At 41.7% G+C, this 25,990-nt stretch carries 25 protein-coding genes, 1 riboswitch and 1 other annotated feature; of the genes, 22 read left to right on the forward strand and 3 right to left on the reverse strand.

All coding sequences use genetic code 11. The features are described from left to right. Positions 1–4 precede the first annotated feature (4 nt). Together O3644_RS01435 and O3644_RS01440 are read left to right on the forward strand one after the other, a co-directional pair. Entirely contained in the window at positions 5–2,473 is a 2,469-nt protein-coding gene (locus O3644_RS01435) for an LTA synthase family protein (protein WP_371594881.1), read from the forward strand. 70 nt (positions 2,474–2,543) lie between these two features. Next, positions 2,544–3,032: an EbsA family protein gene (locus O3644_RS01440; protein ID WP_371594882.1), complete on the forward strand. Its 489-nt coding sequence runs from the start codon at positions 2,544–2,546 to the stop codon at positions 3,030–3,032. Here the strand turns inward: O3644_RS01440 and O3644_RS01445 are convergent. Beyond that, a complete protein-coding gene (locus O3644_RS01445) occupies positions 3,029–3,226 on the reverse strand; it encodes a ferredoxin (protein ID WP_312023730.1) in 198 nt (65 codons plus the stop codon). The genes O3644_RS01440 and O3644_RS01445 overlap by 4 nt on opposite strands. A gap of 45 nt (positions 3,227–3,271) precedes the next feature. On the opposite strand from O3644_RS01445, the gene O3644_RS01450 reads away from it, so the two are divergent. The 16 genes from O3644_RS01450 to O3644_RS01525 all read left to right on the forward strand — a co-directional run bounded on the left by O3644_RS01450 (position 3,272) and on the right by O3644_RS01525 (position 16,847). Continuing rightward, positions 3,272–3,730, forward strand: coding sequence for an SAG1386/EF1546 family surface-associated protein (locus O3644_RS01450; RefSeq protein ID WP_048765175.1), 459 nt, complete (start codon positions 3,272–3,274; stop codon positions 3,728–3,730). A gap of 9 nt (positions 3,731–3,739) precedes the next feature. Further along, entirely contained in the window at positions 3,740–4,417 is a 678-nt protein-coding gene (gene cmk, locus O3644_RS01455) for a (d)CMP kinase (RefSeq protein ID WP_371594883.1), read from the forward strand. A gap of 26 nt (positions 4,418–4,443) precedes the next feature. Further along, positions 4,444–4,574, forward strand: a sequence feature (ribosomal protein L20 leader region). 16 nt (positions 4,575–4,590) lie between these two features. After that, positions 4,591–5,121: a translation initiation factor IF-3 gene (gene infC, locus O3644_RS01460; RefSeq protein WP_015604487.1), complete on the forward strand. Its 531-nt coding sequence runs from the start codon at positions 4,591–4,593 to the stop codon at positions 5,119–5,121. 33 nt (positions 5,122–5,154) lie between these two features. Then, positions 5,155–5,355: a 50S ribosomal protein L35 gene (rpmI, locus tag O3644_RS01465; protein WP_005590589.1), complete on the forward strand. Its 201-nt coding sequence runs from the start codon at positions 5,155–5,157 to the stop codon at positions 5,353–5,355. Between the two features lie 46 nt (positions 5,356–5,401). Beyond that, positions 5,402–5,761 (forward strand): 50S ribosomal protein L20, encoded by a 360-nt coding sequence (rplT, locus tag O3644_RS01470; RefSeq protein WP_005590588.1) that lies wholly within the window; start codon positions 5,402–5,404, stop codon positions 5,759–5,761. A 102-nt stretch (positions 5,762–5,863) separates the two neighbouring features. Then, entirely contained in the window at positions 5,864–6,331 is a 468-nt protein-coding gene (locus O3644_RS01475) for a cytidine/deoxycytidylate deaminase family protein (RefSeq protein WP_048765231.1), read from the forward strand. 385 nt (positions 6,332–6,716) lie between these two features. Beyond that, on the forward strand, positions 6,717–7,907 hold the full coding sequence (metK, locus tag O3644_RS01480; RefSeq protein WP_371594884.1) for a methionine adenosyltransferase: 1,191 nt from the start codon (positions 6,717–6,719) through the stop codon (positions 7,905–7,907). 103 nt (positions 7,908–8,010) lie between these two features. Further along, positions 8,011–9,270: a UDP-N-acetylglucosamine 1-carboxyvinyltransferase gene (locus tag O3644_RS01485; protein ID WP_371594885.1), complete on the forward strand. Its 1,260-nt coding sequence runs from the start codon at positions 8,011–8,013 to the stop codon at positions 9,268–9,270. A 33-nt stretch (positions 9,271–9,303) separates the two neighbouring features. Further along, positions 9,304–9,855, forward strand: coding sequence for a GNAT family N-acetyltransferase (locus O3644_RS01490; protein ID WP_045499509.1), 552 nt, complete (start codon positions 9,304–9,306; stop codon positions 9,853–9,855). Beyond that, positions 9,848–11,125: a CBS-HotDog domain-containing transcription factor SpxR gene (gene spxR / locus O3644_RS01495; RefSeq protein ID WP_371594886.1), complete on the forward strand. Its 1,278-nt coding sequence runs from the start codon at positions 9,848–9,850 to the stop codon at positions 11,123–11,125. Before O3644_RS01490 ends, spxR begins: the two co-directional genes overlap by 8 nt. Before the next feature lie 14 nt (positions 11,126–11,139). Further along, positions 11,140–11,997, forward strand: a complete 858-nt coding sequence (locus O3644_RS01500; protein ID WP_048765163.1) for a methionyl aminopeptidase — start codon at positions 11,140–11,142, stop codon at positions 11,995–11,997. Positions 11,998–12,044: 47 nt separating this feature from the next. Beyond that, positions 12,045–12,965, forward strand: a complete 921-nt coding sequence (locus O3644_RS01505; RefSeq protein WP_048765162.1) for a YihY/virulence factor BrkB family protein — start codon at positions 12,045–12,047, stop codon at positions 12,963–12,965. Positions 12,966–13,353: 388 nt separating this feature from the next. Continuing rightward, positions 13,354–14,259 carry a hypothetical protein gene (locus tag O3644_RS01510; protein ID WP_371594888.1) on the forward strand — a complete coding sequence of 302 codons (906 nt, stop codon included), beginning with the start codon at positions 13,354–13,356 and terminating at the stop codon, positions 14,257–14,259. Next, entirely contained in the window at positions 14,256–15,335 is a 1,080-nt protein-coding gene (locus O3644_RS01515) for a hypothetical protein (protein ID WP_371594889.1), read from the forward strand. The genes O3644_RS01510 and O3644_RS01515 overlap by 4 nt, the downstream gene beginning before the upstream one ends. 346 nt (positions 15,336–15,681) lie before the next feature. Beyond that, on the forward strand, positions 15,682–16,131 hold the full coding sequence (locus O3644_RS01520; RefSeq protein ID WP_048765155.1) for a MarR family winged helix-turn-helix transcriptional regulator: 450 nt from the start codon (positions 15,682–15,684) through the stop codon (positions 16,129–16,131). Between the two features lie 8 nt (positions 16,132–16,139). Next, positions 16,140–16,847 carry a B3/4 domain-containing protein gene (locus O3644_RS01525; protein WP_371594890.1) on the forward strand — a complete coding sequence of 236 codons (708 nt, stop codon included), beginning with the start codon at positions 16,140–16,142 and terminating at the stop codon, positions 16,845–16,847. A gap of 64 nt (positions 16,848–16,911) precedes the next feature. On the opposite strand, the gene O3644_RS01530 is transcribed toward O3644_RS01525, so the two are convergent. After that, a complete protein-coding gene (locus tag O3644_RS01530) occupies positions 16,912–17,352 on the reverse strand; it encodes a GtrA family protein (protein WP_048765229.1) in 441 nt (146 codons plus the stop codon). 28 nt (positions 17,353–17,380) lie between these two features. Further along, a riboswitch (PreQ1 riboswitch) is annotated at positions 17,381–17,503 on the forward strand. Between O3644_RS01530 and O3644_RS01535 the strand changes: the two genes are divergently transcribed. The 4 genes from O3644_RS01535 (at position 17,501) to pulA (ending at position 23,356) form a co-directional block, all read left to right on the forward strand. Continuing rightward, on the forward strand, positions 17,501–18,016 hold the full coding sequence (locus O3644_RS01535) for a QueT transporter family protein (protein WP_371594891.1): 516 nt from the start codon (positions 17,501–17,503) through the stop codon (positions 18,014–18,016). (Overlaps the previous riboswitch by 3 nt.) 101 nt (positions 18,017–18,117) lie before the next feature. Then, the gene (gene ligA, locus O3644_RS01540) at positions 18,118–20,076 is read left to right on the forward strand and encodes an NAD-dependent DNA ligase LigA (protein WP_371594892.1); all 1,959 of its coding nucleotides are present in this window, start codon (positions 18,118–18,120) and stop codon (positions 20,074–20,076) included. Positions 20,077–20,084: 8 nt separating this feature from the next. Further along, positions 20,085–21,044 (forward strand): diacylglycerol kinase family lipid kinase, encoded by a 960-nt coding sequence (locus tag O3644_RS01545; protein WP_048765144.1) that lies wholly within the window; start codon positions 20,085–20,087, stop codon positions 21,042–21,044. 14 nt (positions 21,045–21,058) lie between these two features. Then, on the forward strand, positions 21,059–23,356 hold the full coding sequence (gene pulA, locus O3644_RS01550) for a type I pullulanase (RefSeq protein WP_048765226.1): 2,298 nt from the start codon (positions 21,059–21,061) through the stop codon (positions 23,354–23,356). Between the two features lie 135 nt (positions 23,357–23,491). Here the strand turns inward: pulA and O3644_RS01555 are convergent, their stop codons facing one another. Then, positions 23,492–25,693, reverse strand: coding sequence for an LTA synthase family protein (locus tag O3644_RS01555; RefSeq protein ID WP_371594893.1), 2,202 nt, complete (start codon positions 25,691–25,693; stop codon positions 23,492–23,494). Between the last annotated feature and the right edge of the window lie 297 nt (positions 25,694–25,990).

Genomic DNA, 25,990 nt, shown 5'->3' on the forward strand with positions numbered 1-25,990 from the left:
AATAATGAAATTTTTAGTCAATTATTATAAGCAGATTTCCTATTTGCTTATCAGTTTTTTAGTTTTGGATACCATAGCTGTTGCGACGTTATTCTTATTTCAAGTAAATAAGGGTTTAGATAATTATGCCAGCCTCGGTTTGGTTTTTCTCGTTTTAATAGCGGTTTTATTTGGTGTAGGTCAGATTGTTGCCCAACTGCTAAATCGAAAATTATTAGTCTGGTCTTTTCTCGTTTATGGAATCTACACCCTGTTTTCTTATTTGCTGACGGTGACGCAGCATGTGAATGATTTTGATTTTAAAGCAGAGAATATTTTCAGTAATCACTTTGTAGAAGTTAACGGTTTATCTTACTTGTTGCTAATATTTTTATTTGCTTATCTCATAAACCGCTTTTCTTCTCTGCAAAAATATCATTCCCAAAGCTTTCTAACTGTTGATGAATTTAATATTGGTTTTCTAGAGATACTTTTCTTGTCCCAATCTTTTCTTCTCTTATCGCTAACAGATAGTAAGATGACCGCTATTTTTCAGCAACAGAGTTTGTTGATGAATTATCTTTCAGATAGCGGCTTTGAAATTTCTCAGGATTCGATTTTTAAGTTAATTGGTTTTATTATTTTACTCTTTTTCTTATTTTTGATTCCTAGCTTTTTAGCGGTAAAGGGTTTGATAGATATTTCGAGAAATAAAGGAAGCCTTTCAGTCGCAGTCTTAAGTAGCGCAGCTTTTTCTGTTATCTTTAACTACACTATCCAAAATAGTATTCGAGCGGATGTTTCTGTTTTAGAACTTCATTTATTTACTGGGGCAAGTCTCTTTCAGATAGCAGTATTTTTTGCACTATTTATTTTTATCTATCTTGCTTTTAATCAAATTTTTCTACCCACAATTATCATATTGACGATAGGTGTCAGTTCAACAATTGCCAGCAGCTTGAAATTTCAATATCGACAAGAGCCAATTTTGCCAAGTGATATCAGCTGGCTAAAAGATCCGAAGCTCTTATTTGATTTTCTAGGCGGTAATTATGGAATCTATGCGATTGCTAGTGTGGTAGCTATTGGTCTTTTCTATTGGTTTTTCCGTAGGAAAATTTTACCTGGAAAAATAATCGCCATGGTAAAAATTCAACTTATTTCACTGGTTATTCCTATTGTTTTTTTCTTAGGTGTTTTACAGATATTCTCTTCGAAAGAGAATGGCAAAGTTGCCGATAATATTCCAGTTGTGTCCATTTTGAATAATTACCATGATTTGACTTGGTTTGGTAATACAGTTAATTCGCAAATGCGGTCGGTCTCTTTTGTTTGGTTTACTCAATTATCTGATAAGCCTATGATTCAGCCAGCGGGATATTCTAAAGAGAGAATTCAAGAATTAGAAAAGAAATATGGGGCACTAGCTGATTCTATCAATCAGGAACGTAAGCAGAAAATAGAAGAACAGACGGTCATTTATGTTCTTAGTGAGAGCTTTTCTGATCCAGCACGGATTTCTGGTGTATCTATGTCACAAAATCCGATTCCTAATATTCAGGAAATCATGTCTAAGACTACCAGTGGGTTGATGCAATCAGATGGCTATGGTGGTGGAACTGCGAATATGGAGTTCCAAACGCTGACTGGTTTACCGTTTTATAACCTATCGCCTTCTGTCTCAGTCATTTATACGGAAGTTGTACCGAAGATGAATAAGCTTCCGGCAATCAGTGATTCTTATTCTTCTCAAAATCGTACAGTGATCCATTTAGCTTCACCAAGTAATTATTCCAGAAATATCATTTACAAAGATTTGGGATACGATACCTTTATTCATTATGGAACTCAAGGGTTAGAGGGAGGTCATATTGGTGGAAACTATAGTGATAAAACAACCTATACTCAAGTCTTAGATCGTCTAAAAACAGACCAAAGTCAATTTTTCTCAGTTATGACGATGCAAAATCACATGCCTTGGACGGAAGTTAATCCGATTTACATGTCTGCTAGTTACTCAGGTTTCACGGAGGCAGGAAATAAATCCTTATCCAGCTATGTAAGGATGCTCTACCACACAGACAATGCGACCAAAGAGTTTTTAGATAAGCTTTCTAAAATTGATAAAAAGATAACAGTAGTCTTTTATGGTGATCACTTGCCAGGTTTGTATCCTCAATCAGCTTTTAAGGATCATCCTGAAAATCAATATTTGACCGATTACTTTATCTGGAGCAATTATGAGACACCTAAGTTGAACTATCCTTTGGTCAATTCTAGTGATTTTTCAGCCTTGCTACTTGAGCAGACCAATTCGAAAGTATCTCCTTACTACGCTTTATTGACGGAGGTTCTCCATAAAGCCAGTGTGGACAAGAAAGCACTTGATTCATCAGCTCAGGAAATTGCAGATGATTTGAAATTGATTGAATATGATATGGTTGGTGGCAAAGGGTATCTTTCGAAGGATTTCTTTGCTATACCAGCAAAATAAAAAATAGAATAGGTTTACCAATTCTATTTTTTATTATTTTATGCTAAACTAGTAGTAAGGGGGTGAAGATATGATAAAGATTTTTGGGAAAGTACGCTATCATTGGCAACCAGAAATGTCAGTGTTAGTGATTTATTGGTCTTTGTCAGTCATTCCGATTTTTATAGGACTGGCCTTGATGTACGAAAGCTCCAGTGTTCCGACTCTTGTCCTCTTTTCATTCTTTTTGTTTATGGTCTTACTGGCTATTGGTGTGCATAGATATTTCACGATTTATGATGACGGCATTTTGCGCATTATTACGGCAAATCCTTTCACGCCAATCAAGATTGATATTTCAACGATTGAGAAGCTAGAAGTAACAAAAACGTCTATCACCCTTCATTTTATAGGGAAGAGTCGTAGCAGGACCTTCTGTATGCGGAAGTGGCCAAAAAAATATTTTGTTAACGCCCTAGCTTTAAATGAGCATTTTAAAGGCGAAGTGGAATTAGTAGACAATCTGACTCTTCTAGATTATTTTGAGGTCTACTATGGTGACCAATCTAAGAAAAATTAGTCTTTTAGTAAAGCTCGGGTTGGACAGTTTTTAATAGCCTCGAGAATCTCAGGCTGACTATCAACCTCTTTCTCTAAGAGCTGGTCGTCTTGATAAAATTTGACAATGCCATTATCATGATAATCAAAGAGATCTGAGTAGGTCTGGCAGAGTCCGCAAGCAATGCAACGTTCGGGAATGAGTGTAACTTTCATACTCATATTGTAATAAGATTTTTAGAAAAACTCAAGGAGGAAGTCATGGAAAAAGAACCATGGGAAGCAGATGTATATGATAATGGAGCAGAGAAATTGAATCGCAGAAAGAAAAGTCAGGCGAGTAAAGTTGATCGCTGGCTGACCATATTAGCAGCTATTTTTCTAGTGATGGTCATTGCTATGGCACTCTTTTTCGCCTACCTATCTACTGGTGGAAGTAATAAAAAGACCGTTATGGATGGATTTTATGGTACTTCTAATGCAGCTGCATCTTCAAGTAGCAGTGCGGAACAACCAGCTCCATCAGAGCAACCAAGTGAATCAGAAGAAAAGCCAACTCAGTCTTCAGAAGGTACCTTGACTGTTCAGCCTGGTGAAGGAGAAGCTGCGATTGCAGCGCGTGCAGGTATCTCTATTGCAAAATTGGAGCAATTAAATCCGTCGCACATGTCTACTGGTTCTTGGTATGCCAACCCAGGTGATATTGTTAAGATTCAGTAGGAGCGGGTTATGAAACAGATTCAGATTGCGATTGATGGACCTGCGTCAAGTGGGAAATCCACTGTTGCAAAGATTATTGCCAAAGATTTTAATTATACCTATTTGGATACGGGTGCCATGTACCGCGCAGCCACTTATCTGGCTCTGCGAAATCATCTGACTGAAAATGATGCAGATAAGATCGTAACTTTGCTCGAGACTTATTCGGTTAGTTTTGGTCGTTCGGAGAGTGGTGAGCAGCTAGTGTTTGTAGGAGATGTTGATGTTACTCATCCGATTCGAGATAATGAAGTAACCAATAATGTGTCGTGGGTATCAGCTATCCCGGAAGTGCGTGAAAAATTGGTTCATTTGCAGCAGTTGATTGCTGCACAGGGCGGCATCGTCATGGATGGCCGTGATATTGGAACGGTCGTCTTGCCAGATGCAGAGTTGAAGATTTTTCTAGTTGCTTCAGTTGAGGAAAGAGCAGAACGCCGCTACAAAGAAAATCTTGAAAAAGGGATTCCAGCTGATTTGGAAACTCTAAAAAAAGAAATAGCGGAGCGGGACTACAAGGATAGTCATCGCGAAGTATCACCCTTGAAACCAGCGGCTGACTCCATCCATTTTGATACGACAGGCATTGGAATTGCAGAAGTTGTCAAATTTATTGAAGAAAAAGCAAAAAAAATTATTGACAAATAAAAAGAAACTTGATATGATAGTGGAGTTGAGAAAAGCAGAAGTGAGAACTTCTCGCCTTGCGACTAACGTTGTCTGGCTCTACAGGATTCAGTTTCAGTGATGAAATACTATCATGTAGTGCGGGTTTGCGTTAGCAGGTCCGCACTTGTTTTTCTCGAAAAATAAAAAAAGAGGTGAAAACCATAGCAAAACAAGACTTATTCATCAATGATGAAATTCGTGTGCGTGAAGTTCGGTTGATCGGTCTTGACGGCGAACAATTAGGTATTAAACCGCTTAGCGAAGCGCAATCTCTTGCGGATGAAGCAAATGTCGATTTAGTCCTGATTCAGCCACAAGCTAAACCACCTGTTGCGAAAATTATGGACTATGGTAAGTTCAAGTTTGAGTACCAGAAAAAGCAGAAAGAACAACGTAAAAAACAAAGCGTTGTCACTGTGAAAGAAGTACGTCTCAGTCCTACCATTGATAAGGGGGATTTTGATACAAAACTTCGTAACGCACGCAAGTTCCTTGAAAAAGGAAATAAAGTTAAGGTATCCATTCGCTTTAAAGGCCGGATGATTACCCATAAAGAAATTGGAGCTAAGGTCTTGGCAGACTTTGCTGAAGCAACTCAAGATGTTGCTATCATTGAGCAAAAGCCTAAGATGGATGGACGTCAAATGTTCATGCAAATGGCACCGATTAGTGACAAAAAATAAACTGTCAAAAAGTTAGAAAAAGGAGATTTTATCATGCCAAAACAAAAAACACACCGCGCATCAGCTAAACGTTTCAAACGTACAGGTTCTGGTGGCTTGAAGCGTTTCCGTGCTTACACTTCTCACCGTTTCCACGGAAAAACTAAAAAACAACGTCGTCATCTTCGTAAAGCATCTATGGTGCATGCAGGAGATTTCAAACGTATCAAAGCAATGCTTACAGGTCTTAAATAAGAGATTTTGTAACAATTATCTAGGAAATATTTGGAGGAAATAAAACATGGCACGTGTTAAAGGTGGCGTTGTATCACGCAAACGTCGTAAACGTATTTTAAAATTAGCTAAAGGTTACTATGGAGCAAAACACATCTTGTTCCGTACTGCAAAAGAGCAAGTAATGAACTCTTACTACTATGCATACCGTGACCGTCGTCAGAAAAAACGTGACTTCCGTAAATTGTGGATCACTCGTATCAATGCGGCAGCTCGTTTGAACGGACTTTCATACTCACAATTGATGCATGGTTTGAAATTGGCTGAGATCGAAGTGAACCGTAAAATGCTTGCTGACTTGGCTGTTAACGATGCAGCAGCTTTCACAGCTCTTGCAGATGCAGCTAAGGCTAAACTTGCTAAATAAGAATACAAAAAGTTGAAACATTGTTTCAACTTTTTTCTTGTCAGGATGACAATCGCCAAGTGTTTTAGTATAATATAATGAGAATGGATGGAGGACTGAATGATGATGTCAAATCGGCTAGCTTGGGATGAATACTTTGCAGCACAGGCACTTTTGATTGCCAATCGTTCGACCTGTAAGCGTGCCAAGGTCGGTGCGGTCTTAGTCAAGGATAATAAGGTCATATCGACCGGCTACAACGGCTCCGTTTCAGGAACAGAGCACTGTATTGATCATGAGTGTTTGGTCATCGATGGTCATTGCGTGCGAACCTTGCATGCAGAGGTCAATGCAATTTTGCAGGGAGCTGAGAGGGGCGTTCCTAAGGGATTTACGGCTTATGTGACTCATTTTCCTTGTTTAAACTGTACCAAGCAACTGCTTCAGGTTGGTTGTAAGCGCGTGGTCTACATCAACCAATATCGCATAGATGATTATGCTCAGTACCTTTACAAGGAAAAAGAAGTGGAACTGGTACATTTGCCGCTAGAAGATGTGAAAGAGGCTATTGCTCAGACGGAGTTGGTATAGTTTGCTTGAAATGTTTAGCACTAATCATCCGCTTAGATCGAATAAATCTAAATGATAAAGTTATAGTTTTGAACTATAGCTTTTCTTTTGAAAATGATTCAGCATAATTCTAAAAATCATGATATAATGGAGAGGTTATATAGTCCCGATAAGATGGTAGGAAACTTCTATCAGTACTTTGTAACTCGCAAACAATGACGGCTCCAAAGTCACTCGTCATTCAACGGTTGCCGATATATTGCGGTCATCCTATGCGCCTTACTAGTTTCAGGAATAAAAAAATATCGTTTTTATTTCTTACGCTTCGTAACTCATGGGCGAGATGATTTTAAATCATTTTGGAGTTTGTTTACTTGTTTAATATTTTTTAAGGGGGGACATTTCTATGTCAGAACGTAAACTTTTCACGTCTGAATCTGTATCGGAGGGACATCCCGATAAGATTGCAGACCAAATTTCCGATGCTATTTTGGATGCTATTTTAGCTCAGGATCCAGAGGCTCATGTTGCAGCTGAAACTGCTGTTTATACAGGATCCGTCCATGTTTTTGGAGAAATTTCCACTACAGCCTATGTAGATATCAATCGGGTAGTTCGTGATACCATCGCAGAGATTGGCTACACCAATACAGAGTATGGCTTTTCTGCAGAGACAGTTGGCGTCCATCCATCTTTGGTGGAGCAGTCGCCAGATATTGCTCAAGGGGTCAATGAAGCTTTTGAAGTTCGAGGAAATGCACAAAAAGATCCGTTGGATTTGATTGGGGCTGGTGACCAAGGCCTTATGTTTGGTTTTGCGGTGGATGAAACGCCAGAGCTCATGCCATTGCCTATTTCTCTCAGTCATAAACTGGTGCATCGTTTGGCAGAACTGCGCAAATCAGGTGAATTGTCTTATCTGCGACCAGATGCCAAGTCTCAGGTTACGGTAGAATACGATGAAAATGATCGCCCAATTCGTGTAGATACGGTAGTTATTTCTACTCAGCATGATCCTGAAGTCAGCAATGAACAGATTCATCAGGATGTTATCCAAAAGGTGATTGCTCAGGTGATTCCAAGTGAATACTTGGATGGTCAGACCAAGGTCTTTATCAATCCTACTGGCCGCTTTGTTATCGGTGGCCCGCAAGGAGACTCTGGCTTGACAGGACGTAAGATTATTGTGGATACCTATGGTGGCTATTCTCGCCACGGCGGTGGTGCCTTCTCTGGTAAGGATGCAACCAAGGTCGATCGCTCTGCGTCTTACGCGGCTCGTTATATCGCTAAAAATATCGTAGCTGCTGGTTTGGCTAAAAAAGTAGAAGTGCAGTTAGCCTATGCTATTGGGGTAGCTCAGCCTGTTTCAGTCCGCATTGATACTTTTGGAACCGGCGTAGTTTCTGAAAGCAGACTTCAGAATGCTGTCCGCCAAATTTTTGATTTGCGTCCGGCAGGTATTATCCAAATGTTGGATTTGAAACGCCCAATCTATCGTCAAACTGCTGCTTACGGTCATATGGGTCGGACAGATATCGATCTTCCTTGGGAACGTACAGACAAGGTAGCTGCGCTCCAAGCAGCTTTGCAATAAAATAATAGCTCTCGGTTTAAACTGAGGGCTTTTTTGTCTAGGAAAATGGATAAAACTATGATATAATAAAGAGTAATACCGTGAAAGAGCTAAATTTTAAAACATGAAAAAAATTGTAATTAATGGTGGTCGCCCTTTAAAAGGAGAGGTGACTATTAATGGTGCCAAAAATAGTGTTGTGGCCCTTATCCCAGCTATTATTTTAGCTGATAATGTTGTTACTTTAGATGGTGTGCCGGCGATTTCGGATGTTGATAGCCTCATCGAAATCATGGAAATCATGGGAGCGACTGTCAAGCGGTCTGGCGATTGCTTGGAGGTTGATCCTAGAAACATCAAGAATATGCCGATGCCATCTGGTAAAATCAATAGTTTACGAGCATCTTACTATTTCTATGGAAGTTTGCTAGGGCGTTTTGGAGAAGCGACAGTTGGTCTTCCTGGAGGTTGTGACCTTGGACCTCGTCCGATTGATCTCCATCTCAAGGCTTTTGAAGCGATGGGCGCTCATATGACCATGGAAGGCAATTACATGAAATTGTCAACGGGTGGCAAGCGCTTGGCTGGAGCTAGTATTTATATGGATACCGTTAGTGTCGGTGCCACGATTAATACGATGTTGGCCGCAGTCAAGGCTGAGGGGCGTACGGTGATTGAAAATGCGGCGCGTGAGCCAGAAATCATCGATGTAGCTACGCTGCTTAATAATATGGGAGCTCATATTCGTGGGGCTGGGACTGACATCATCACGATTGAAGGTATAGATAGCCTTCATGGCACGCGTCATCAGGTTATTCCGGATCGGATTGAAGCTGGGACCTATATTTCCTTAGCGGCAGCAATTGGACAAGGTGTCCAGATCAATAATGTTCTTTATGAACATTTAGAAAGTTTCATTGCGAAGCTAGAGGAAATGGGTGTGCGCATGACCATTTCAGAAGACAGCATCTTTGTAGAAGGGCAGAAGGATTTAAAAGCTATTAACATCAAGACTTCGCCTTATCCTGGCTTTGCTACGGATTTGCAGCAGCCAATCACTCCGCTTTTGCTGACAGCTCATGGCCATGGAAAAATCGTTGATACCATCTATGAGAAACGGGTCAACCATGTCGCTGAATTGGCAAAAATGACTGGTAAAATCTCAACCGCTAGCAATCAAATCGTCTATGAAGGACCAAATCAGCTGCAAGGTGCTTCTGTGAAGGCAACGGATTTGCGTGCGGGTGCAGCCTTGGTGATTGCTGGTCTGATGGCTCAAGGCCGAACAGAGATTACCAATATTGAATTTATTTTACGCGGTTATTCCAATATTATTGAAAAATTAAGAAGGCTGGGTGCGGACATCCAGCTCATCGAAGAATAAGCGTTCATCGCTTATTTTTTATAGGGGAAGTCTATGAATTTGTGGACACAGCTAGCAGCTTTTTCTTTTATTGAAACGGAGCATTCCTTTTTACGCCCGATTCTTTTTGGAGATGCAGAATCCCTTTATAAAATTGCTTCTAATCCGGATAATACCGAATTTATTTTTCCGACTGAAAGTAGTTTGCAGGAAAGTGAATATGTCATCGCCAATTATTTTATGAAAAATCCCTTGGGAATCTGGGCAATTTGTGATAAAGAAACGAATGAAATGATTGGTTCCATTAAATTTGAGAAAATGGATGAGATAAAAAAAGAAGCTGAACTAGGATATTTTTTGAGGAAAGACTACTGGGGACAGGGCCTGATGACCGAAGTTGTTCGTGAATTAGTTTTTCTTTCCTTTACGAAATTCGATTTTAAGCGTCTGACCATCATCACGCATGAAGAGAATATTGCTAGTCAGAAAGTTGCACTGAAAGCTGGTTTTAAGCTCTTCCGCCAGTTTAAGGGGAGCGACCGCTATACGAGAAAGATGAGAGATTACACCGAATATCGCTACGAAAAAGGAGATTTCAATGAGTAAACACCAGGAAATTTTGGCTTATCTTGAAAATCTTCCAATTGGCAAGCGAGTCAGTGTTCGGAGTATTTCAAATTACTTGGGGGTCAGCGACGGAACTGCCTACCGAGCGATCAAGGAAGCTGAAAATAGAGGAATTGTCGAAACCAGACCCAGAAGTGGGACTATCCGAGTGAAGTCGAAGAAAGTTGTTTTAGAGCACCTGACCTACAAGGAAATTGCGGATATTACTGGTTCAGAGGTGCTTGCCGGCGAAAAGGGACTGGAAAAAGAATTTAACAAGTTCTCCATCGGAGCTATGACCGAGCAAAATATCCTACGTTACTTAAACGAAGGCGGTCTTCTTATTGTCGGGGATCGAACGCAGATTCAGATTTTGGCTCTTGAGAATGAGAATGCCGTGCTGGTAACGGGAGGATTTGAAGTCGATCCAGAGGTTTTAAAATTGGCCAATCGTATTGAAATTCCCGTCCTAAGAACCAAGCACGATACCTATACCGTGGCGACCATGATTAACCGCGCCCTGTCCAATATCCAGATTAAAACTGATATTTTGACAGTAGAACAGGTTTATAGGGCTAGTCACGAATATGGTTTCTTGCATGATACAGATACCGTTCGTGACTATCTAGACTTGGTTCGTCGTAACCGCACTAGTCGTTTTCCAGTCGTTAATCAGCATCAAATGCTGGTTGGTGTCGTGACGATGCGGGATGCGGGAGATAAATCTCCTTTGACTACCTTGGATAAGGTTATGACCCGGAAAATCTTCATGACTGGTCTTTCAGCAAATATTGCCAATATCAGTCAGCGCATGATTGCAGAGGATTTTGAGATGATTCCGGTAGTGCGTGGCAATCAGACTCTCCTTGGGGTGATTACTCGTCGGGATATTATGGAGAAAATGAGTCGCTCTCAGATTTCTAGTTTGCCGACCTTCAGTGAGCAGGTGGGCCAGAAGCTTCATCGCCAAGAGGATATTTTTTCATTTACTGTCGAGCCTTTCATGCTGGAGCAAAATAGAGTCTTGGCTAATGGCGTCCTGACGGAAATGATCACTCGGATTACGCAGCAGTTGATGACGACGAATAGCCAGAGCTTAATCGTTGATCAGATGATGATTCATTTCTTTCAGGCTGTTCAGATTGATGATGTCCTGCAGATTCGGCCACGTATTATTCATCAGACGCGGCGGACAGCAGTGATTGACTATGATATCTACTTAGATTCGCTCATCGTTGCCAAAGCAACGATTACTGTAAAAATTACTTAATAAAGAGGTTAATAATGATTACTATAAAATCACAACGTGAGATTGATTTAATGGACAAGAGCGGAGATTTCTTAGCTTCTGTTCATATCGGCTTGAGAGATTTGATCAAGCCAGGTATTGACATGTGGGACATTGAAGAATATGTCCGCAAGCGCTGTAAAGAAGCTAATGCCTTGCCCCTTCAGATTGGCGTAGAGGGCAGTATCATGGATTATCCTTATGCGACTTGTTGTTCTCTTAATGACGAGGTGGCTCACGCCTTTCCTCGCCATCAAAAATTGGTAGAAGGTGATATCATCTGTGTGGACATGGTTGTTGGCTTAGTCGACAAGGCTGAGCTGGATGTATCTAAGCTGGACTTTAACAACGTAGAGCAGATGAAGCAATATACAGAAAGCTTCCGTGGTGGTGTCGCAGACTCTTGCTGGGCTTATGCAGTAGGTCAGATTAGTCCAGAAGCGCAGCAACTCATGGATGTGACTAAGGAATGTCTCTACCAGGGAATTGCAGCTGCACAAGTTGGCAATCGTATCGGAGACATTGGTGCAGCCATTCAAGAATACGCTGAAAGTCATGGCTATGGAGTGGTTCGTGATTTGGTTGGTCACGGGGTTGGCCCAACCATGCATGAGGAGCCAATGGTGCCGCATTATGGCCGTGCGGGACGTGGCCTGCGCCTACGGGAGGGAATGGTTCTGACTGTCGAGCCAATGATCAATACAGGTACATGGGAAATTGACACGGACTTTGAGACCGGTTGGGCACATAAAACCCTAGATGGCGGTCTTTCTTGCCAATATGAGCACCAATTTGTCATTACCAAAGATGGTCCTGTGATTCTAACCAGCCAGGGCGAGGAAGGGACTTATTAAGCATAGAGGGCTGGGCTTGTCCCAGTCTTTTTGAATAGGAGAGAGATGTGACAGGATTCATCAAAAAGATAAGAGAAAATGAATTTCTCAGAGCTTTTTTCCATTTTTATCAGGCGTCGGAGGCAGATATTACCAGCATTGCTGTGGCCTATTATTTTCTGATTTCGATTTTTCCCTTGTTATTGATTGCAGCAAATATTCTGCCCTATTTTCAAATTCGGCCAGATGAGCTATTGGTTGCGCTGAAAGACCTACTGCCAGAATCATTGTATCTGACGATCGCCAAGGTTGTTCGCGATGTGCTGACCAAGCCTTCGACAGGTTTGCTGAGTATTTCTATCCTGTCTGCCCTGTGGACTTTTTCCCAGAGCATGACTTTTTTGCAAAAGGCTTTTAATAAATGCTATGGTACGAAGCAAGGGCGGGGGCTTATCTGGGAGCGGATCTTTGCTTTTATCATGAGTCTAGGTTTGCAAGTCCTACTAGGCTTGTCGCTCGTTTTGACCCTATTTGGTCGAATGCTGGTTGGGATTCTTTATAATTTCTGGCACTTTGACCGCGGTCTCTACCAGCAGTTGCTGACCATGACAGAGCCTACGATTTATCTGATGCTCTTTCTTTCGCTGATTCTGCTTTATTTTTCGTTACCCAATGTGAAGATTCCCAAAATCCGCTATGTGCTACCAGGTGCGACCTTGGTTCTTGTTATCATTTATAGCCTCATGAACCTTTTTGCTGTTTATATTGAAGCTTACCTGGATCGCTTTTTAGATGTGCGTTTTGTCGGCTCAGTGGTGGTTGTGATTGTCATGTTTTGGTTTATCCTGATTGCTAAGGTGCTAATCGTCGGTGCTGTCCTCAATGCAAGCATCCAAAGCCGTTTTGTATCGCACTTTGAAAGCCGTAGTGGTGAGCTTATTCTGAGATTTGATGAAAAGACACAAGTAGATAAGGATACAGATGTATAATAGGTGAAAGAGGAGAATTAAAGTATAATTTATATATTTCTATTTTCCACCTGATAATAGTCTAGTCTTTCTATTAGCTGTTTAGGAGGTGTTGCAGAATAGAGATATGAGTTTCAAAGTGGAATTACCAGAGGAGTAAGGGGAGCGAAAGACGCTCTCCTTTTATGGTATAATGGGAGAGGGAGTGCTTCTCATCTTAGATGAGTTTATGGAGTCTAAAATCAATCAGTCTGAGATTTCAACAATTTAGTTGGGATAGGGAGTTGATTTGGAGTTAAGAAATAGGAGGTAGCTAATAGTGCAAAAACATGTATTTAAGAATCGGAAAGTCATTGGGTTACTCCTTCTTCTTTTTCTAGTCGTAACGGGCTCTTGTTTCTTTCTTCTCTTGAAGCAAAGTCAGAAACCCAAGGAGCTAGAGTATAGAATGGGAACTGCCAGGGAAAAATCAGATTTTCAACTATTTGGAGATAAGAAGCAATATGTCCTTGCATCTACAAACAAAGGGAGTTTCTTTGTCAGTAAAACATATGCGATCACAGATGAATACAAGACTTTTATAGTAGAGAAAGAAGGAGAGATACATGAAATCCCTCACCTTCAGATGGAGGGAGAGTATTGGAACTTGATTTTGTATAATTTAGACGAGGAGGGCTTGCCTGAACGAAAGATTGACCTTTTTCAGGCAGTGCGAAACTACAATCCGAAAGGCGTTCCTACAAGACTGATTGGCTCGTATTACGTTGAGGACACTCACTACTTTGGGTTAAAAATTGTAGATTTAACGGATGAAGAGAATCGAAGTTACAAAACAGTCTATCTCAATTTGGAGACGGAAGAAGTGGTGAATCTTCCAAAAGACACAAAGTTTGGAATGGATGATGATATAAAAAATACTGCAAGTATAACAAATTATTCTAAAGTTTTAAGTTCTCTAGGTTATCTTCGTCCTGCGAATGAGATAGCTACAACTAAGCTTGAAGGAAGCATCCCAGATCCTAACATCAATCTCTATAGTCTATATCCAGACCTAGAAGATAAACTCATCAATCAGAATTGGTCACTTTATGTTCGTCCAGATAAGGTTACACCGGATGAGTGGTTTGACACCCTTCTTCATTGGTTCGCACCCAAGGGGGAAGACATCCTAACTGTTTATGGACGTAATGATGATGGGAAAGCCTCAGATGTTCAGATTCATAACAGCCAAGAGGCGAATGCCTGGTTGGAGAAACATCCAGATCTTCAGAAGAAAATAATAAGGAATGTAGAACAGAAGGGGGGAGAGAAATGAAGAAAGTACTACTAATAGTCGGATCTGTCCTGTTGGCTGTTCTGCTTCTATGGGGCTATCATAGTTATCAACAATCAGAGCGGGCCAAGCAAGAACGCCAAAAATATGAAAATATGGATTACTATACAGGAAAATGGGAAATTGATTCTTATGAATTTTTAGAAGATGGCAGGGGAGTGGCCGTGCATTGGAAGTCGCTGAATCCAGAAGAAGACAGGTTGTTTGCCAAATACAATCCAGAGGTGGCTGAGAATTTTTTAGGCGTTCATGGGGCCTCCAATCAACGCTATATTGTTCGTGATTATTTCCATAATTCTACCTATAGAGGGACACAAAAATTACCAAAAGAGGATCCCGAAGTTTATTATGCTATGTCCATTTATCGAATAGGTGATCGAAAATTGGAAGGGAGTCAACTCGATATTTATAAACTTGTAGAAGACTATAACCCTGATTATATACCCGAAAAAACTGGTGGTATTATCGAAAAGGATGGTAAGGATTATATACCGTTACAAGTATACAAACGAGGATGGGAGCTATCACAAAAAAAACAATTATGGCTGAATTTAGAAATCAAGCAAATTGAATGGGAAGATACAAAAATACAACAGTTTCCTAAATCGCCGTCGGTAGATTTAGGTCCTTTAAAAGAGAGACTGAAAGAGATGACGACGAATTTGTTAACATCTACAGCGTATGATTTGTGGAATCAAAATAAATTGTCTTTTCGTCAAGATGTATTGAAGGGAAGTGTTTTGGAGACAGCTGCGCCTAAAGTTTATCAATTATTAAGTAAGCAAGATTCACAGTTTTATCTCTTAATTGATTCTAAGATATATAACGATGAGATTTATGGAGATGTCCCACAGTTTCTCGATTTGTATCAGCTTTTTGTCCCAGCTAATACAAACCTTTACGAAGGGTTGACGATTCCAGCCGAACTTAGCAAGGATGATCAAGAACATTCAGTCAATACCAAAGAAGAATTTGACTTGTATTACGATATTGCCAGAGACCGCGAACTGAACAAACAACGCCGAATATTAGTTGAAAAAGGAGAACTAGGAGGATAAGAAGGAGCTTGCTTTGGCTGTAGCTTCCGAACAGATAGTACCGGATCTACCCGAGATTAAAACATATTCCAAACGATTTGCCTTCTCTTTTACTTATATAATCTGGATAAGATAGCTACTGAATACGGTCTTATCCCATTTATCATTTATCCTAGCGTAATGATTCAAAAGTGAGGCTAAGACTTTTTCCTAGCCTCTTTTTTGATGGTCTGGATAAGGGAAAGGCGGAAGAGTTCTGTGCGGGGGTTTAGTTCTATATAGAATTTTTCTAAGATAAGTATTTCTGAATAATTTTTTATTGCATTTGCAATAAAAATCTGTTATACTATCTTCAGAAGGAGGAGGTATGTCAATTTTACGTGAGATTGGAATCATTGCTCGGGCCTTGGATTCCATCGCTAATATTGAGTTTCGTGACATAGATTTGGCGCGGGGGCAGTATCTCTATCTGGTGCGGATTGCGGAGAATCCTGGGATTATCCAGGAGGAGCTGTCAGACTTGCTCAAGGTAGATCGCTCGACGGTGGCTCGTTCAGTCAAGAAGCTTGAAAGCAAAGGATTAGTGGAACAGCGACAAGCTGCCAATAACCGCAAGAACAAGGAATGGTTCGTCACTGAAAAGGGTGCGGCTCTCTATCCTTTCATCCTGGCGGAAAACGAATATTCGGAGCAGGTTGCGTTGGAAAAATTTTCAGAAACTGAGCGGAAAGAGTTAGAAAAGTTGCTAGTTCGCGTCCGAGAGAATATTACCAAGGACTGGGAGCTGGTCAAAAAAGGTCAGAAAAGAAATTATTGAGGTAGAACATGAAAATTGCAGTTGAAAATGAATTTTGGGCTTTGTTTCCAGAAGCGCAGATTAGTGTCTTAGTGGTCAAGGGGCTGGATAATAAAGTGGATGAAAGTAAGGATCCTTATTTTAAATCCCTGCTGGATAAGGGCGCAAAGCGAGCAGCAGACTTTATTCCAGATGAGAATTTCACTCAAAATGATGTCATTCAGGAGTGGCGGCAGGCTTTCAGCAAATTCAAGACCAAAAAAGGAGCGCGTTCCTCTATCGAAGCCCTACTCAAGCGGGTTAGTCAAGGACGGGAATTTAACCCCATCAATCCTTTAGTAGATATTTATAATAGTGTTTCCCTCTCTTATGCGGTTCCATGTGGCGGTGAAGATTTGGACAAGATTGTCGGTGGCCTTTATCTGGGTAAGGCCAAGGGTGGCGAAGCCTTTTTCCCACTGGGATCTGAGACTGATGCACCAGCTTTACCGGAAGAAATCATCTACTATGATGATGAGGGAGCGGTCTGCCGTTGCCTTAACTGGCGAGAAGCGCAGCGGACCATGCTGACAGAGGAGACCAAGGAGGCTATCTTGGTTATCGAGGCTATCAATGGAGAGCAGGCAGCGCGTGCCAAATCAGCTATGACGGAACTCCAGACTCTAATTGAGGACTATTTTGGTGTCAAAGGTGATATTACTCATCTGACAGCTGAGTATCCAAGTTTGGAAATATAAAATAAAATTGGACCAGAATTATCTGGTCCAGATTTGTTTTTATAGGAGAGTAAGCCGAGTCATCTTATTTTGCCTTGTTTTTAAAGACAAAAATCTTGCTGAAGACGTAGTTGAGAATGATAATCAGCACTTGAGCTATCAAGGTTTCAATGGTGTTGACCATCTTAATATCGTTGTGGACGAATTGACCGATAATCTGCGGGAAGCTAGTGACAAAGATAAAGGTTAGCAGTAAATTCAAGGCCATAGTAGCCAGGCGGGCTGTGAAAAATTTGACCAATCGCACTGGCCAGCCCTGTCTATTTTGCTTGAAAACGATAGTATCGTTGGTCACAAAGGCAAAGAGAATACCCAGAATATCACCAATAATCGTAGCCAGTAGTTCGTTTCCCGTCAGTTCATAGCAGAGCATCCGACTGACAACGGATACGACAGTGGTTGCCACACCAAAGAAGAGGTAGGATAGAACCTCATTGTCAAAGAATTTTTTAATCAAAGTTTTCATAAGCATAGTCTATCACATTTCTAGGATTTATGCTATACTAGTGAAGTTGTCGATTTTGGGGAGATAATTTTCCCGTTTGACGCAACCCTTGGCGCTTAACTTCTTTCGCCAAGCATATTACACGCGCTCATGCGCTAAAGGAGAAAACATGAAACAAGAAAACTTATCAGTCCGTGATTTGGTTCAGATTGCCATTGTTGCTGCCATTTATGTGGCCCTTACGATTACGCCCCCTTTAAATGCTATCAGCTACGGTGCTTACCAGTTCAGAATTTCTGAAATGATGAACTTTATGGCCTTTTATAATCGGAAATATATCATGGGAGTGACCATCGGCTGTATGATTGCCAATCTCTATAGCTTTGGAATTATTGACGTCTTTGTCGGCGGTTGGTCAACTTTAGTCTTCCTATCACTAGGTGTTTACCTCTTTAGTCGCTATAAGAATCAATACCTGATTAAAGATTTGATTCGTTTGGATCACTTCTATTTTGCGATTTTCTTTTCTATTTCGATGGTGACAATCGCTGCAGAGTTGTATTTCTTGCAGGGCTTGCCATTCTTCCTGACTTGGTTCACAACGGCTATTGGAGAATTTGCTTCTTTGATTGTTGGAGCTATCATTATTAACCAGATTGCTAAAAGGATTGATTTGACAAAATAAGACAGTAGAGAGCGGATTTCCGCTCTTTTTATGTCCTCTTTTTTAGTGAGAATTCGGAACAAATAGAGGAAGATTTTGTGTATTTGTGATAAAATAGAAGTATGAAAGAAAGAATGTCAGAATTAGTCAAATTGCTCAATCGATACGCTCATGAGTATTATACGGCAGATAGGCCAAGTGTATCAGACAGCGAGTATGACAGACTCTATCGTGAGTTAGTGGAGTTAGAAGAAAAGTACCTAACTGATATCCTACCTGATAGCCCAACGCATCGGGTGGGTGGGAAGATTTTAGAAGGATTTGAAAAATATCCACACCAGTATCCTCTCTTTAGTTTGCAGGATGCTTTTTCACGTGAAGAATTACTAGCCTTTGACCAGCGGATTCGCAAGGAATTTCCTCAGGTTTCCTATATTTGTGAGCTCAAGATTGATGGACTTTCTATTTCCCTGACCTATGAAAAGGGAATCTTGGTAGCAGGGGCGACTCGGGGAGATGGCTCTGTTGGAGAAAACATCACTGAGAATCTCAAGCGAGTCAAGGATATTCCACTGACTTTGAAAGAGCCGCTGGACATTACGGTACGCGGAGAGTGCTACATGCCCAAGGCTTCCTTTGATGCGGTTAATCAGCTGCGGCAGGAGAATGGCGAGCCTGAGTTTGCCAATCCCCGCAATGCGGCAGCAGGAACCTTGCGGCAGTTGGACACAGCAGTTGTGGCCAAGCGTAATCTAGCAACCTTCCTTTACCAAGAAGCCAGTCCGACTGAGGCCGGCAGCCAAGAAGCAGTTTTGAACAAGCTAGCTTCTTTGGACTTCTCAGTTAATCCGATTCATTTTCTAGCGGATTCGATTGATGCCGTTTGGGAGTTTATCGAAAAGATTGCCAAAGAGCGGGACAGTCTGCCTTATGAGATCGACGGTATTGTCATCAAGGTCAATGACCTGGCGGTGCAAGAAGAACTTGGCTTTACGGTCAAGGCACCTAAGTGGGCCATCGCTTATAAGTTTCCAGCTGAGGAAAAGGAAGCCCAGCTTCTGTCTGTTGACTGGACAGTCGGCCGGACGGGAGTTGTGACTCCAACGGCGAACTTGACGCCAGTTCAGCTAGCGGGGACGACTGTTAGCCGAGCAACCTTGCACAATGTAGACTATATTGCAGAGAAGGATATTCGTCAGAAAGACACCGTTATCGTCTATAAAGCGGGGGATATTATTCCTGCTGTTTTGCGCGTGGTGGAGTCCAAGCGGGTCTCAGAAGAGGCTTTGGAAATACCAAGTCACTGTCCGAGCTGTGAGAGTGAGCTGGTGCATTTCGAGGACGAAGTGGCTCTGCGTTGTATCAACCCTCTCTGTCCAGCTCAGATCAAGGAAGGCTTGATCCACTTTGCCAGTCGGGATGCGATGAACATCACGGGTCTTGGTCCAGCAGTGGTCGAGAAGGTCTTTGATAAGGCCTTGGTCAAGGATGTGGCTGGAATTTATCGACTTTCTGTAGAAGATTTGCTGACCTTGGACGGCTTTAAGGAAAAATCAGCGAATAAATTGTATACTGCCATTCAAGCTTCCAAGGAAAACTCAGCAGAGAAATTGCTCTTTGGTCTGGGAATCCGTCACGTGGGAAGCAAGGCTAGCCGGATTTTGATGGAGAAATTCCACGATATGATCAAGTTGTCACAGGCCAGTCAAGAGGAAATATCTTCCATTGACAGCCTAGGGACAGTTATCGCTCAGAGTCTACATTCTTACTTTGAGCAAGAAGGTAGTCAGCTTCTCTTGCGGGAATTGCAAGAAGCTGGCGTCAACCTAGACTATCTAGGGGAGAAAGTGGCAGCTGATGCCGCTCTCGCTGGTAAAACAGTCGTATTGACCGGAAAATTACAAAAATTAACACGGAATCAAGCTAAAGAAAAATTGCTGAGCTTGGGTGCAAATGTCGCTGGAAGTGTGTCTAAAAAGACAGATTTGGTGGTGGCAGGTAGCGATGCAGGCAGCAAATTAACCAAAGCTCAAGAACTTGGGATCGAGATTCGAGACGAGGACTGGCTAGATAGCTTGTGAGGCTGAGTATGGAAAATAAAATAAAAAAAGCAAGATTAATTTATAACCCAACTTCTGGGCAGGAAATTATCAAAAAAAATATTGCCGAAGTCTTGGATGTCTTGGAGGATGTGGGATATGAAACCAGTGCCTACCAGACGACTCCAGAGCCTTTCTCTGCTCAGCGAGAAGCTGAAAGAGCAGCAAGAGCAGGTTTTGATTTAGTTATAGCAGCTGGTGGAGATGGGACTATCAATGAAGTAGTGAACGGGGTTGCAGGCTTAGATGTGCGCCCCAAGCTGGCTTTCATCCCAACTGGTACGACCAATGATTATGCGCGTGCCTTGAAAATTCCCATGGGAGATCCGGTGGCTGCGGCTCGAATTATCGAAAAAAACCAGACGATTCAGATGGATATCGGCCGGGCTTATGGCAGCAAATACTTTATCAACATTGCGGCGGCAGGTACACTGACAGAGCTGACTTATAGTGTCCCTAGTGAAGTCAAGACCCGTCTAGGCTATCTGGCTTATGTAGCTGAAGGGGCTAAAATGCTGCCACGCTCCAAATCCCGTAAGGTACGGATTGAGCATGACCATGGTGTTTTTGAGGGCAAGATTTCGCTTATCTTTGCAGCCTTGACTAATTCTATCGGAGGCTTTGAAAAACTAGCGCCAGATACCAAACTGGACGATGGAAATTTCACCTTGATTCTTGTAAAAACGGCTAAGTTGTTTGATATGCTTAGTCTCATCATACAGGCAATTAATGGTGGTCAACACGTGACGGATGCCAATGTTGAATATCTGAAAACCAGCAAATTGAAGCTAGAAGTATTGGATAAAAAGGCACCCTTTATGTTGAATCTGGACGGTGAGTACGGAGGAGATACACCAGTAGAATTGGAAGTTTTGCACAATCATCTGGAGTTTTTCGCCAATATAGATGAAATCGATGAGAGCGCTCTTTCCTTAGAAAAATTAGAATGAAGAGATAAATGAAAATGCTAGACTATAAAGTCATTGTCCATTACCACAATCCTAAGGGAGATTACTTTTCTTATGATTTGTGGCAGTGGCAGACAGATCAGTGGGGAAAAGAAGCACCTTTTTCTAAACTAGATTATTTTGGTATCCAGGGAGAACTATCTTTTAAAAGTTGGGAGCCTCTTAGTCAGGCTCATGTGATTGTCAAGCGTTCAGACTGGTCCAGCCAATCTTGCGACTACCACATTGATTTATTGCCAGTTCATTTGCCCACAGAGGTTTGGTTGATTGAAGGAGATCATCAGGTTTACTATTCCTTGCAAGCGGCGACGACGAGCCACCAATATTCGCGGCGACGTCCTCATAATTTCGATGTGGCCATGCGGTCGGATTATTTTGATGAATGCTGGGGCTACCAAGGCTGGCTTGGGCATCGTCTGCAGGGGCAGGTAAATGAGTTTAAAGTTTGGGCTCCGACAGCCAAAAAAGTTGAATTGCTAGTCTATGAAACTTCTGATAATCAAGCAGCCGTTTATAAAGAATTCCCTATGGAAAAGGGCGAGATTTACTCGCACGATCATGCTAAAAATACAATCGGAGTTTGGTCAGTAGAAGTGCCAGAAGATTTAGCTGGCAAGGCCTACCAGTATCATGTTCATTTTGAAAACCAGCATTTTTTGACGCGAGATCCTTATACAATTGCCACCAGTCCAGATGGCAAGCGCTCAGCTATTGTTACCGAACAGGACAAGACTGTTGCTGGTTTTAAGGTATGTCAAGGCAAGGAGGCAACTTGGCGTTTAGATAATCCGAATCAGGCGGTCATCTATGAGATGCATATCCGAGATATTAGCAAATCGCCTAGTTCAGGTGTCGCAGAACATTTGCGAGGGACTTTTTTAGGTGCTTGTCAAAGCGGCACTAGAAATAGTCAGGGAGATCAGACTACTTTTGATTACATTCGCAATCTAGGTATCAATGTCGTGCAGCTCCAGCCGGTTTCTGACCGACACAAGGACTATGACGAAAATGGCCAAGTTACTTATAACTGGGGCTATGATCCACAGAACTACAATGCACCAGAAACCAGTTTTTCTTCTAATCCGGATGATCCAGGTCAGGCCATCCGAGATTTGAAAACCATGATTCAGGCTTACCACGATGCAGGGATTTCTGTGACCTTGGATGTGGTTTACAATCATATTTATTCGACCTTTGACTCCGCCTTTCAGTCAACAGTTCCCGATTATTACTACCGGATGAATCCCAACGGTTCTTTCCAAAATGGTACCGGAGTCGGCAGCGAGACGGCCAGTGAGCATGAAATGTTCCGCAAATTCATGATTGATTCACTTCGCTACTGGGTAGAAGAATTCAATGTGGATGGCTTCCGTTTTGATCTGATGGGAATCCATGATGTCACCACCATGAATATCATCCGAGAAGAAATGGATAAAATTGATCCACGGATTTTGCTTTATGGTGAAGGTTGGGATATGGGAACAGGCCTGATGCCAGAGGACAAGGCTAAGAAGGACAATGCTTATCAACTGCCACGGATTGGCTTTTTCAATGATACCCAGCGTGATGCGATAAAGGGAGCTGAAGTCTACGGTGGTCTGAAAGCTGGTTATGTGAGCGGACAAGCGACGGAGGATATCATAGCCAAAGCCATTTTGGGTAGTAGTGAGTTGGGCTCCTATTTGACACCAAGCCAAGTTCTTAATTATGTGGAGGCGCATGATAATTTCAATCTGCATGACTTGCTGGTTGACTTGCACCCAGAAGATGATGAGGTCACTCGGACCAAAAGAATTGAGCTGGCAACAGCTATGAACTTGCTTATGCAGGGTATGGCATTTATGGAATTGGGCCAAGAATTTTCCCGCACAAAATTAGTAGGAACAGGCGAAGAGGGCCAAGTCCTGCCTAGCGATCGTGACAGGGCAATGAATAGCTACAATGCTCCCGATGCTGTCAATCAAGTGAATTGGGAATTGATCAGCCAACATAAGGAGAGTATTGACTATATCAAGCAAATTATTCACTTAAAGACAAGTCAGAAGGAATTTTCTTATCAAACCTATGAAGAGATTTACAAACATGTCTTTGTAAGAGAAGCCTTTGCTGGCAGTGGTATCGTCATTTTTGAGATTAAAGATGAAAAACATTATGAAATCATTTTTAATGCAAGTGGACTGCCCTATTACCTTGAGAATGCGGATCATCTACGTTTATTGGTCGGAAATAGTCGTCATAAGAGACCCTTCTATGTGGAGAATCTGACCGCTTCCGTTTTTGAAGTGATTGCATAGTATGAATAAAAATAAGAAAAGATTGAAGACAGGCTTTGCAGCTTAAGTCTTCAATCTTTTTTTGTGCTTCAAAAATAAAAAAACTCTCCCTCAACATTTTTCAATGTTTTAGGAAGAGTTGAGTAGCCTCATAGATTAGGGACTGACACTTGAACTGGAGGAGCTAGAAGAGCTGGAGGACTCTCCGCTAGTTCCCTCTTCGCTGCTAGTACTAGAGTGAAATTGTTCTGGGTGAAGTGCTCGATAACTTGGTGAATTAAAGAGATCCACAGAGGATACACCGCCACGTTTGGAATAAAGGCTAGTCGATTGATCACCTTTTTCTTTCTCAATGGCCTTGAGGGCTTTCAAAGAGTTGATGTAGTTGTAATCATCAGGATTGACTTTTCCTAGGTTATTGCCCGTATAAAAGCGGAATAGGTCCCCTGTCTGAATAGCATCGCTCATTTTCAGCTGTGTATTTGCGGCTGTTCGGATAGCTTCTAGTTCAGCCGTTGTTGACTCGTCTGGCAGAGTGATCTCCTCACCAGTTTGTGTGTTGTAAATGCGGCCGCTATAACTTGTGTATTTTGGTGTTACAAAGTTATTGGTTGAGCGGAAGGCCACGATTTGCTGGTGCTGAGGTGAGAGGAGGTCTTGCCCGACTTGGAGGTAATTTTTGGAGTCAATCCCCAATAAATGCTCCAAGGTTGGCAGCATATCGATTTGTCCGCCAAAGGTATCGATGATTTTTCCCTTTTCCATTCCAGGTATCACGACCATGTATGGCACTCTCTGCAACATGGCGTTGTCATAACTAGACCAAGTCTCAGAATTTTTATTGATCAAAGGTGCCAGAGCTGGATTACGAGAATTAGAAATTCCATAGTGGTCACCGTAAAGGACGATGATTGAATTTTCATAGAGTCCAGATTCTTTCAGGTAGTCAAAGAAGGCTTTGACAGCGGAGTCGAGGTAGTTTGCTGTTGCAAAATAGCCATTAATGGTTTCGTCTTTGGTATCTGCCAGTGGGAAACCAATCTCATCGCCAATCAGACTGGTCGTATAAGGATAGTGATTAGAGACGGTGATGTATTTGGCATAGAAAGGCTGCTGCAAATGTTCCAGATACTTGATGGAATCTTTGAACATAATTTTATCGTTCAAGCCATACTGGAAGGAGTTGGTCTCGTCTTGCTTGGTAAAGTAAGACGCATCGAAGAAATAATTATAACCCCATTGCTTGTAGGCAGTGTTGCGGTTCCAGAAACTACCTGTATTTCCATGGAAAACAGCAGATGTGTAGTCTCCATTTTTTGATAAGATAAAAGGTGCTGCTTGTTGGGTATTAGTACCGCCATAGTTTACCATGAAGGAGCCTTGGTTGAGACCAAAGAGACCTGTTTCAATCATGGTCTCAGCATCGGAAGTCTTCCCAGCCTTGACCTGGTTAAAGATGTTTGAAAAGGCTAAAGTTGAGTTGGAGTGGTAAAGGGAGTTAAGGAAAGGCGTAACTTCATATTCCTTGCCCTCCATCTGCAGTTTATAATCAATCAGAAACTGCTGGAAGCTTTCTAGATGGACATAGATAACATTGCGACCTTTGGCAATGCCGTAGTATTCAGAGTTTGGCTCGGCATAGTGAGTTTGGATATATTGTTGAACGGGTTCTAGATCCTTGGCAGAGGCTTTGGAACGCTCTTTATTAGCAGCATAGGTTTGATTAGCACTGTAGCCGAGAAAGGCAGGAAGACCAAGAGCGCGAACGACATAGTAATTTGAAAATCCGCGTGTCAGGAGCTCAGGACGATCAATTTCTGCTAGGAAAAGATTGGCCGAAAAGAGCATCGCTGATAGGGACGTTACAGCAAAGCTGGCGCGGAAATTAAACCTACGATGATCCAAGCGGATATATTTTTTATAAAAAAGCCAGCCTAGAATTGGGAAATCAATGATATAGATAGCATCCCAAGGGCGGAAGAGCTCCATGGCTGCTGCCCCGAGGCCTGCAGACACCTTGCTGGAAGCCAACATAGTATTGACTGTCACAAAGTCGGTAAACTCACGGTAGTAGATGGAGTTTGAGACCAACCAGACAAAGAGCATGATGTAGATAGCCGTGCTGACACAATAAAAAAGCTTAGTCGGCTTGATATAAAGAGCAAGTCCAATCAGTAAAAGGCCGATGGGGAAAGGGTTAATCAGAGCCAGAAAAATCTGATAGGCTCCTTGAATATCTAAATTAAAATCAACAGTATAAGCCCACATGGTTTTTAACCAATAAATCGTGAGCAAGCTCAAGACGAAACCGAGCCTTGTACTCATAAAATTGAGTAAATTCTTGGTTATTTTTTTCACAGAAAGATACTTCCTTGTCTTATTTCCTAAAAATTCTCTTTTTCTAAGTATATCACAATTTTTCAAGTTGAGGAAAAATTGAGGTGATTTAGTGTTTAGTTTATTTTATTTGTAAAGTAATTTAATAAGGGCAATTATTTCCTAGCTTCAAGATTGTTCGCAAACATACCTAAGATTAGACAGGATTTGTTTCATGATAGATAGTGGAAAGTGTGAGTAGGGGAAGCTTACTCAAAAGCCGCCTGATAAAATAAATATTTAATATATAAAATGTTGAAAATTTCTTCTACTAAAACA

The sequence above is a fragment of the Streptococcus sp. 27098_8_113 genome (genome assembly GCF_041432545.1).
In the GTDB taxonomy this organism is placed as follows: Bacteria; Bacillota; Bacilli; order Lactobacillales; family Streptococcaceae; genus Streptococcus.

Coding starts and splice junctions, on each gene's coding strand:
- O3644_RS01435 (WP_371594881.1), top strand. CDS start 5: ATGAAATTTTTAGTCAATTATTATAAGCAGATTTCCTATTTGCTTATC.
- O3644_RS01440 (WP_371594882.1), top strand. CDS start 2,544: ATGATAAAGATTTTTGGGAAAGTACGCTATCATTGGCAACCAGAAATG.
- O3644_RS01445 (WP_312023730.1), bottom strand. CDS start 3,226: ATGAAAGTTACACTCATTCCCGAACGTTGCATTGCTTGCGGACTCTGC.
- O3644_RS01450 (WP_048765175.1), top strand. CDS start 3,272: ATGGAAAAAGAACCATGGGAAGCAGATGTATATGATAATGGAGCAGAG.
- cmk (WP_371594883.1), top strand. CDS start 3,740: ATGAAACAGATTCAGATTGCGATTGATGGACCTGCGTCAAGTGGGAAA.
- rpmI (WP_005590589.1), top strand. CDS start 5,155: ATGCCAAAACAAAAAACACACCGCGCATCAGCTAAACGTTTCAAACGT.
- rplT (WP_005590588.1), top strand. CDS start 5,402: ATGGCACGTGTTAAAGGTGGCGTTGTATCACGCAAACGTCGTAAACGT.
- O3644_RS01475 (WP_048765231.1), top strand. CDS start 5,864: ATGATGTCAAATCGGCTAGCTTGGGATGAATACTTTGCAGCACAGGCA.
- metK (WP_371594884.1), top strand. CDS start 6,717: ATGTCAGAACGTAAACTTTTCACGTCTGAATCTGTATCGGAGGGACAT.
- O3644_RS01485 (WP_371594885.1), top strand. CDS start 8,011: ATGAAAAAAATTGTAATTAATGGTGGTCGCCCTTTAAAAGGAGAGGTG.
- O3644_RS01490 (WP_045499509.1), top strand. CDS start 9,304: ATGAATTTGTGGACACAGCTAGCAGCTTTTTCTTTTATTGAAACGGAG.
- spxR (WP_371594886.1), top strand. CDS start 9,848: ATGAGTAAACACCAGGAAATTTTGGCTTATCTTGAAAATCTTCCAATT.
- O3644_RS01500 (WP_048765163.1), top strand. CDS start 11,140: ATGATTACTATAAAATCACAACGTGAGATTGATTTAATGGACAAGAGC.
- O3644_RS01515 (WP_371594889.1), top strand. CDS start 14,256: ATGAAGAAAGTACTACTAATAGTCGGATCTGTCCTGTTGGCTGTTCTG.
- O3644_RS01520 (WP_048765155.1), top strand. CDS start 15,682: ATGTCAATTTTACGTGAGATTGGAATCATTGCTCGGGCCTTGGATTCC.
- O3644_RS01525 (WP_371594890.1), top strand. CDS start 16,140: ATGAAAATTGCAGTTGAAAATGAATTTTGGGCTTTGTTTCCAGAAGCG.
- O3644_RS01530 (WP_048765229.1), bottom strand. CDS start 17,352: ATGAAAACTTTGATTAAAAAATTCTTTGACAATGAGGTTCTATCCTAC.
- O3644_RS01535 (WP_371594891.1), top strand. CDS start 17,501: ATGAAACAAGAAAACTTATCAGTCCGTGATTTGGTTCAGATTGCCATT.
- ligA (WP_371594892.1), top strand. CDS start 18,118: ATGAAAGAAAGAATGTCAGAATTAGTCAAATTGCTCAATCGATACGCT.
- O3644_RS01545 (WP_048765144.1), top strand. CDS start 20,085: ATGGAAAATAAAATAAAAAAAGCAAGATTAATTTATAACCCAACTTCT.
- pulA (WP_048765226.1), top strand. CDS start 21,059: ATGCTAGACTATAAAGTCATTGTCCATTACCACAATCCTAAGGGAGAT.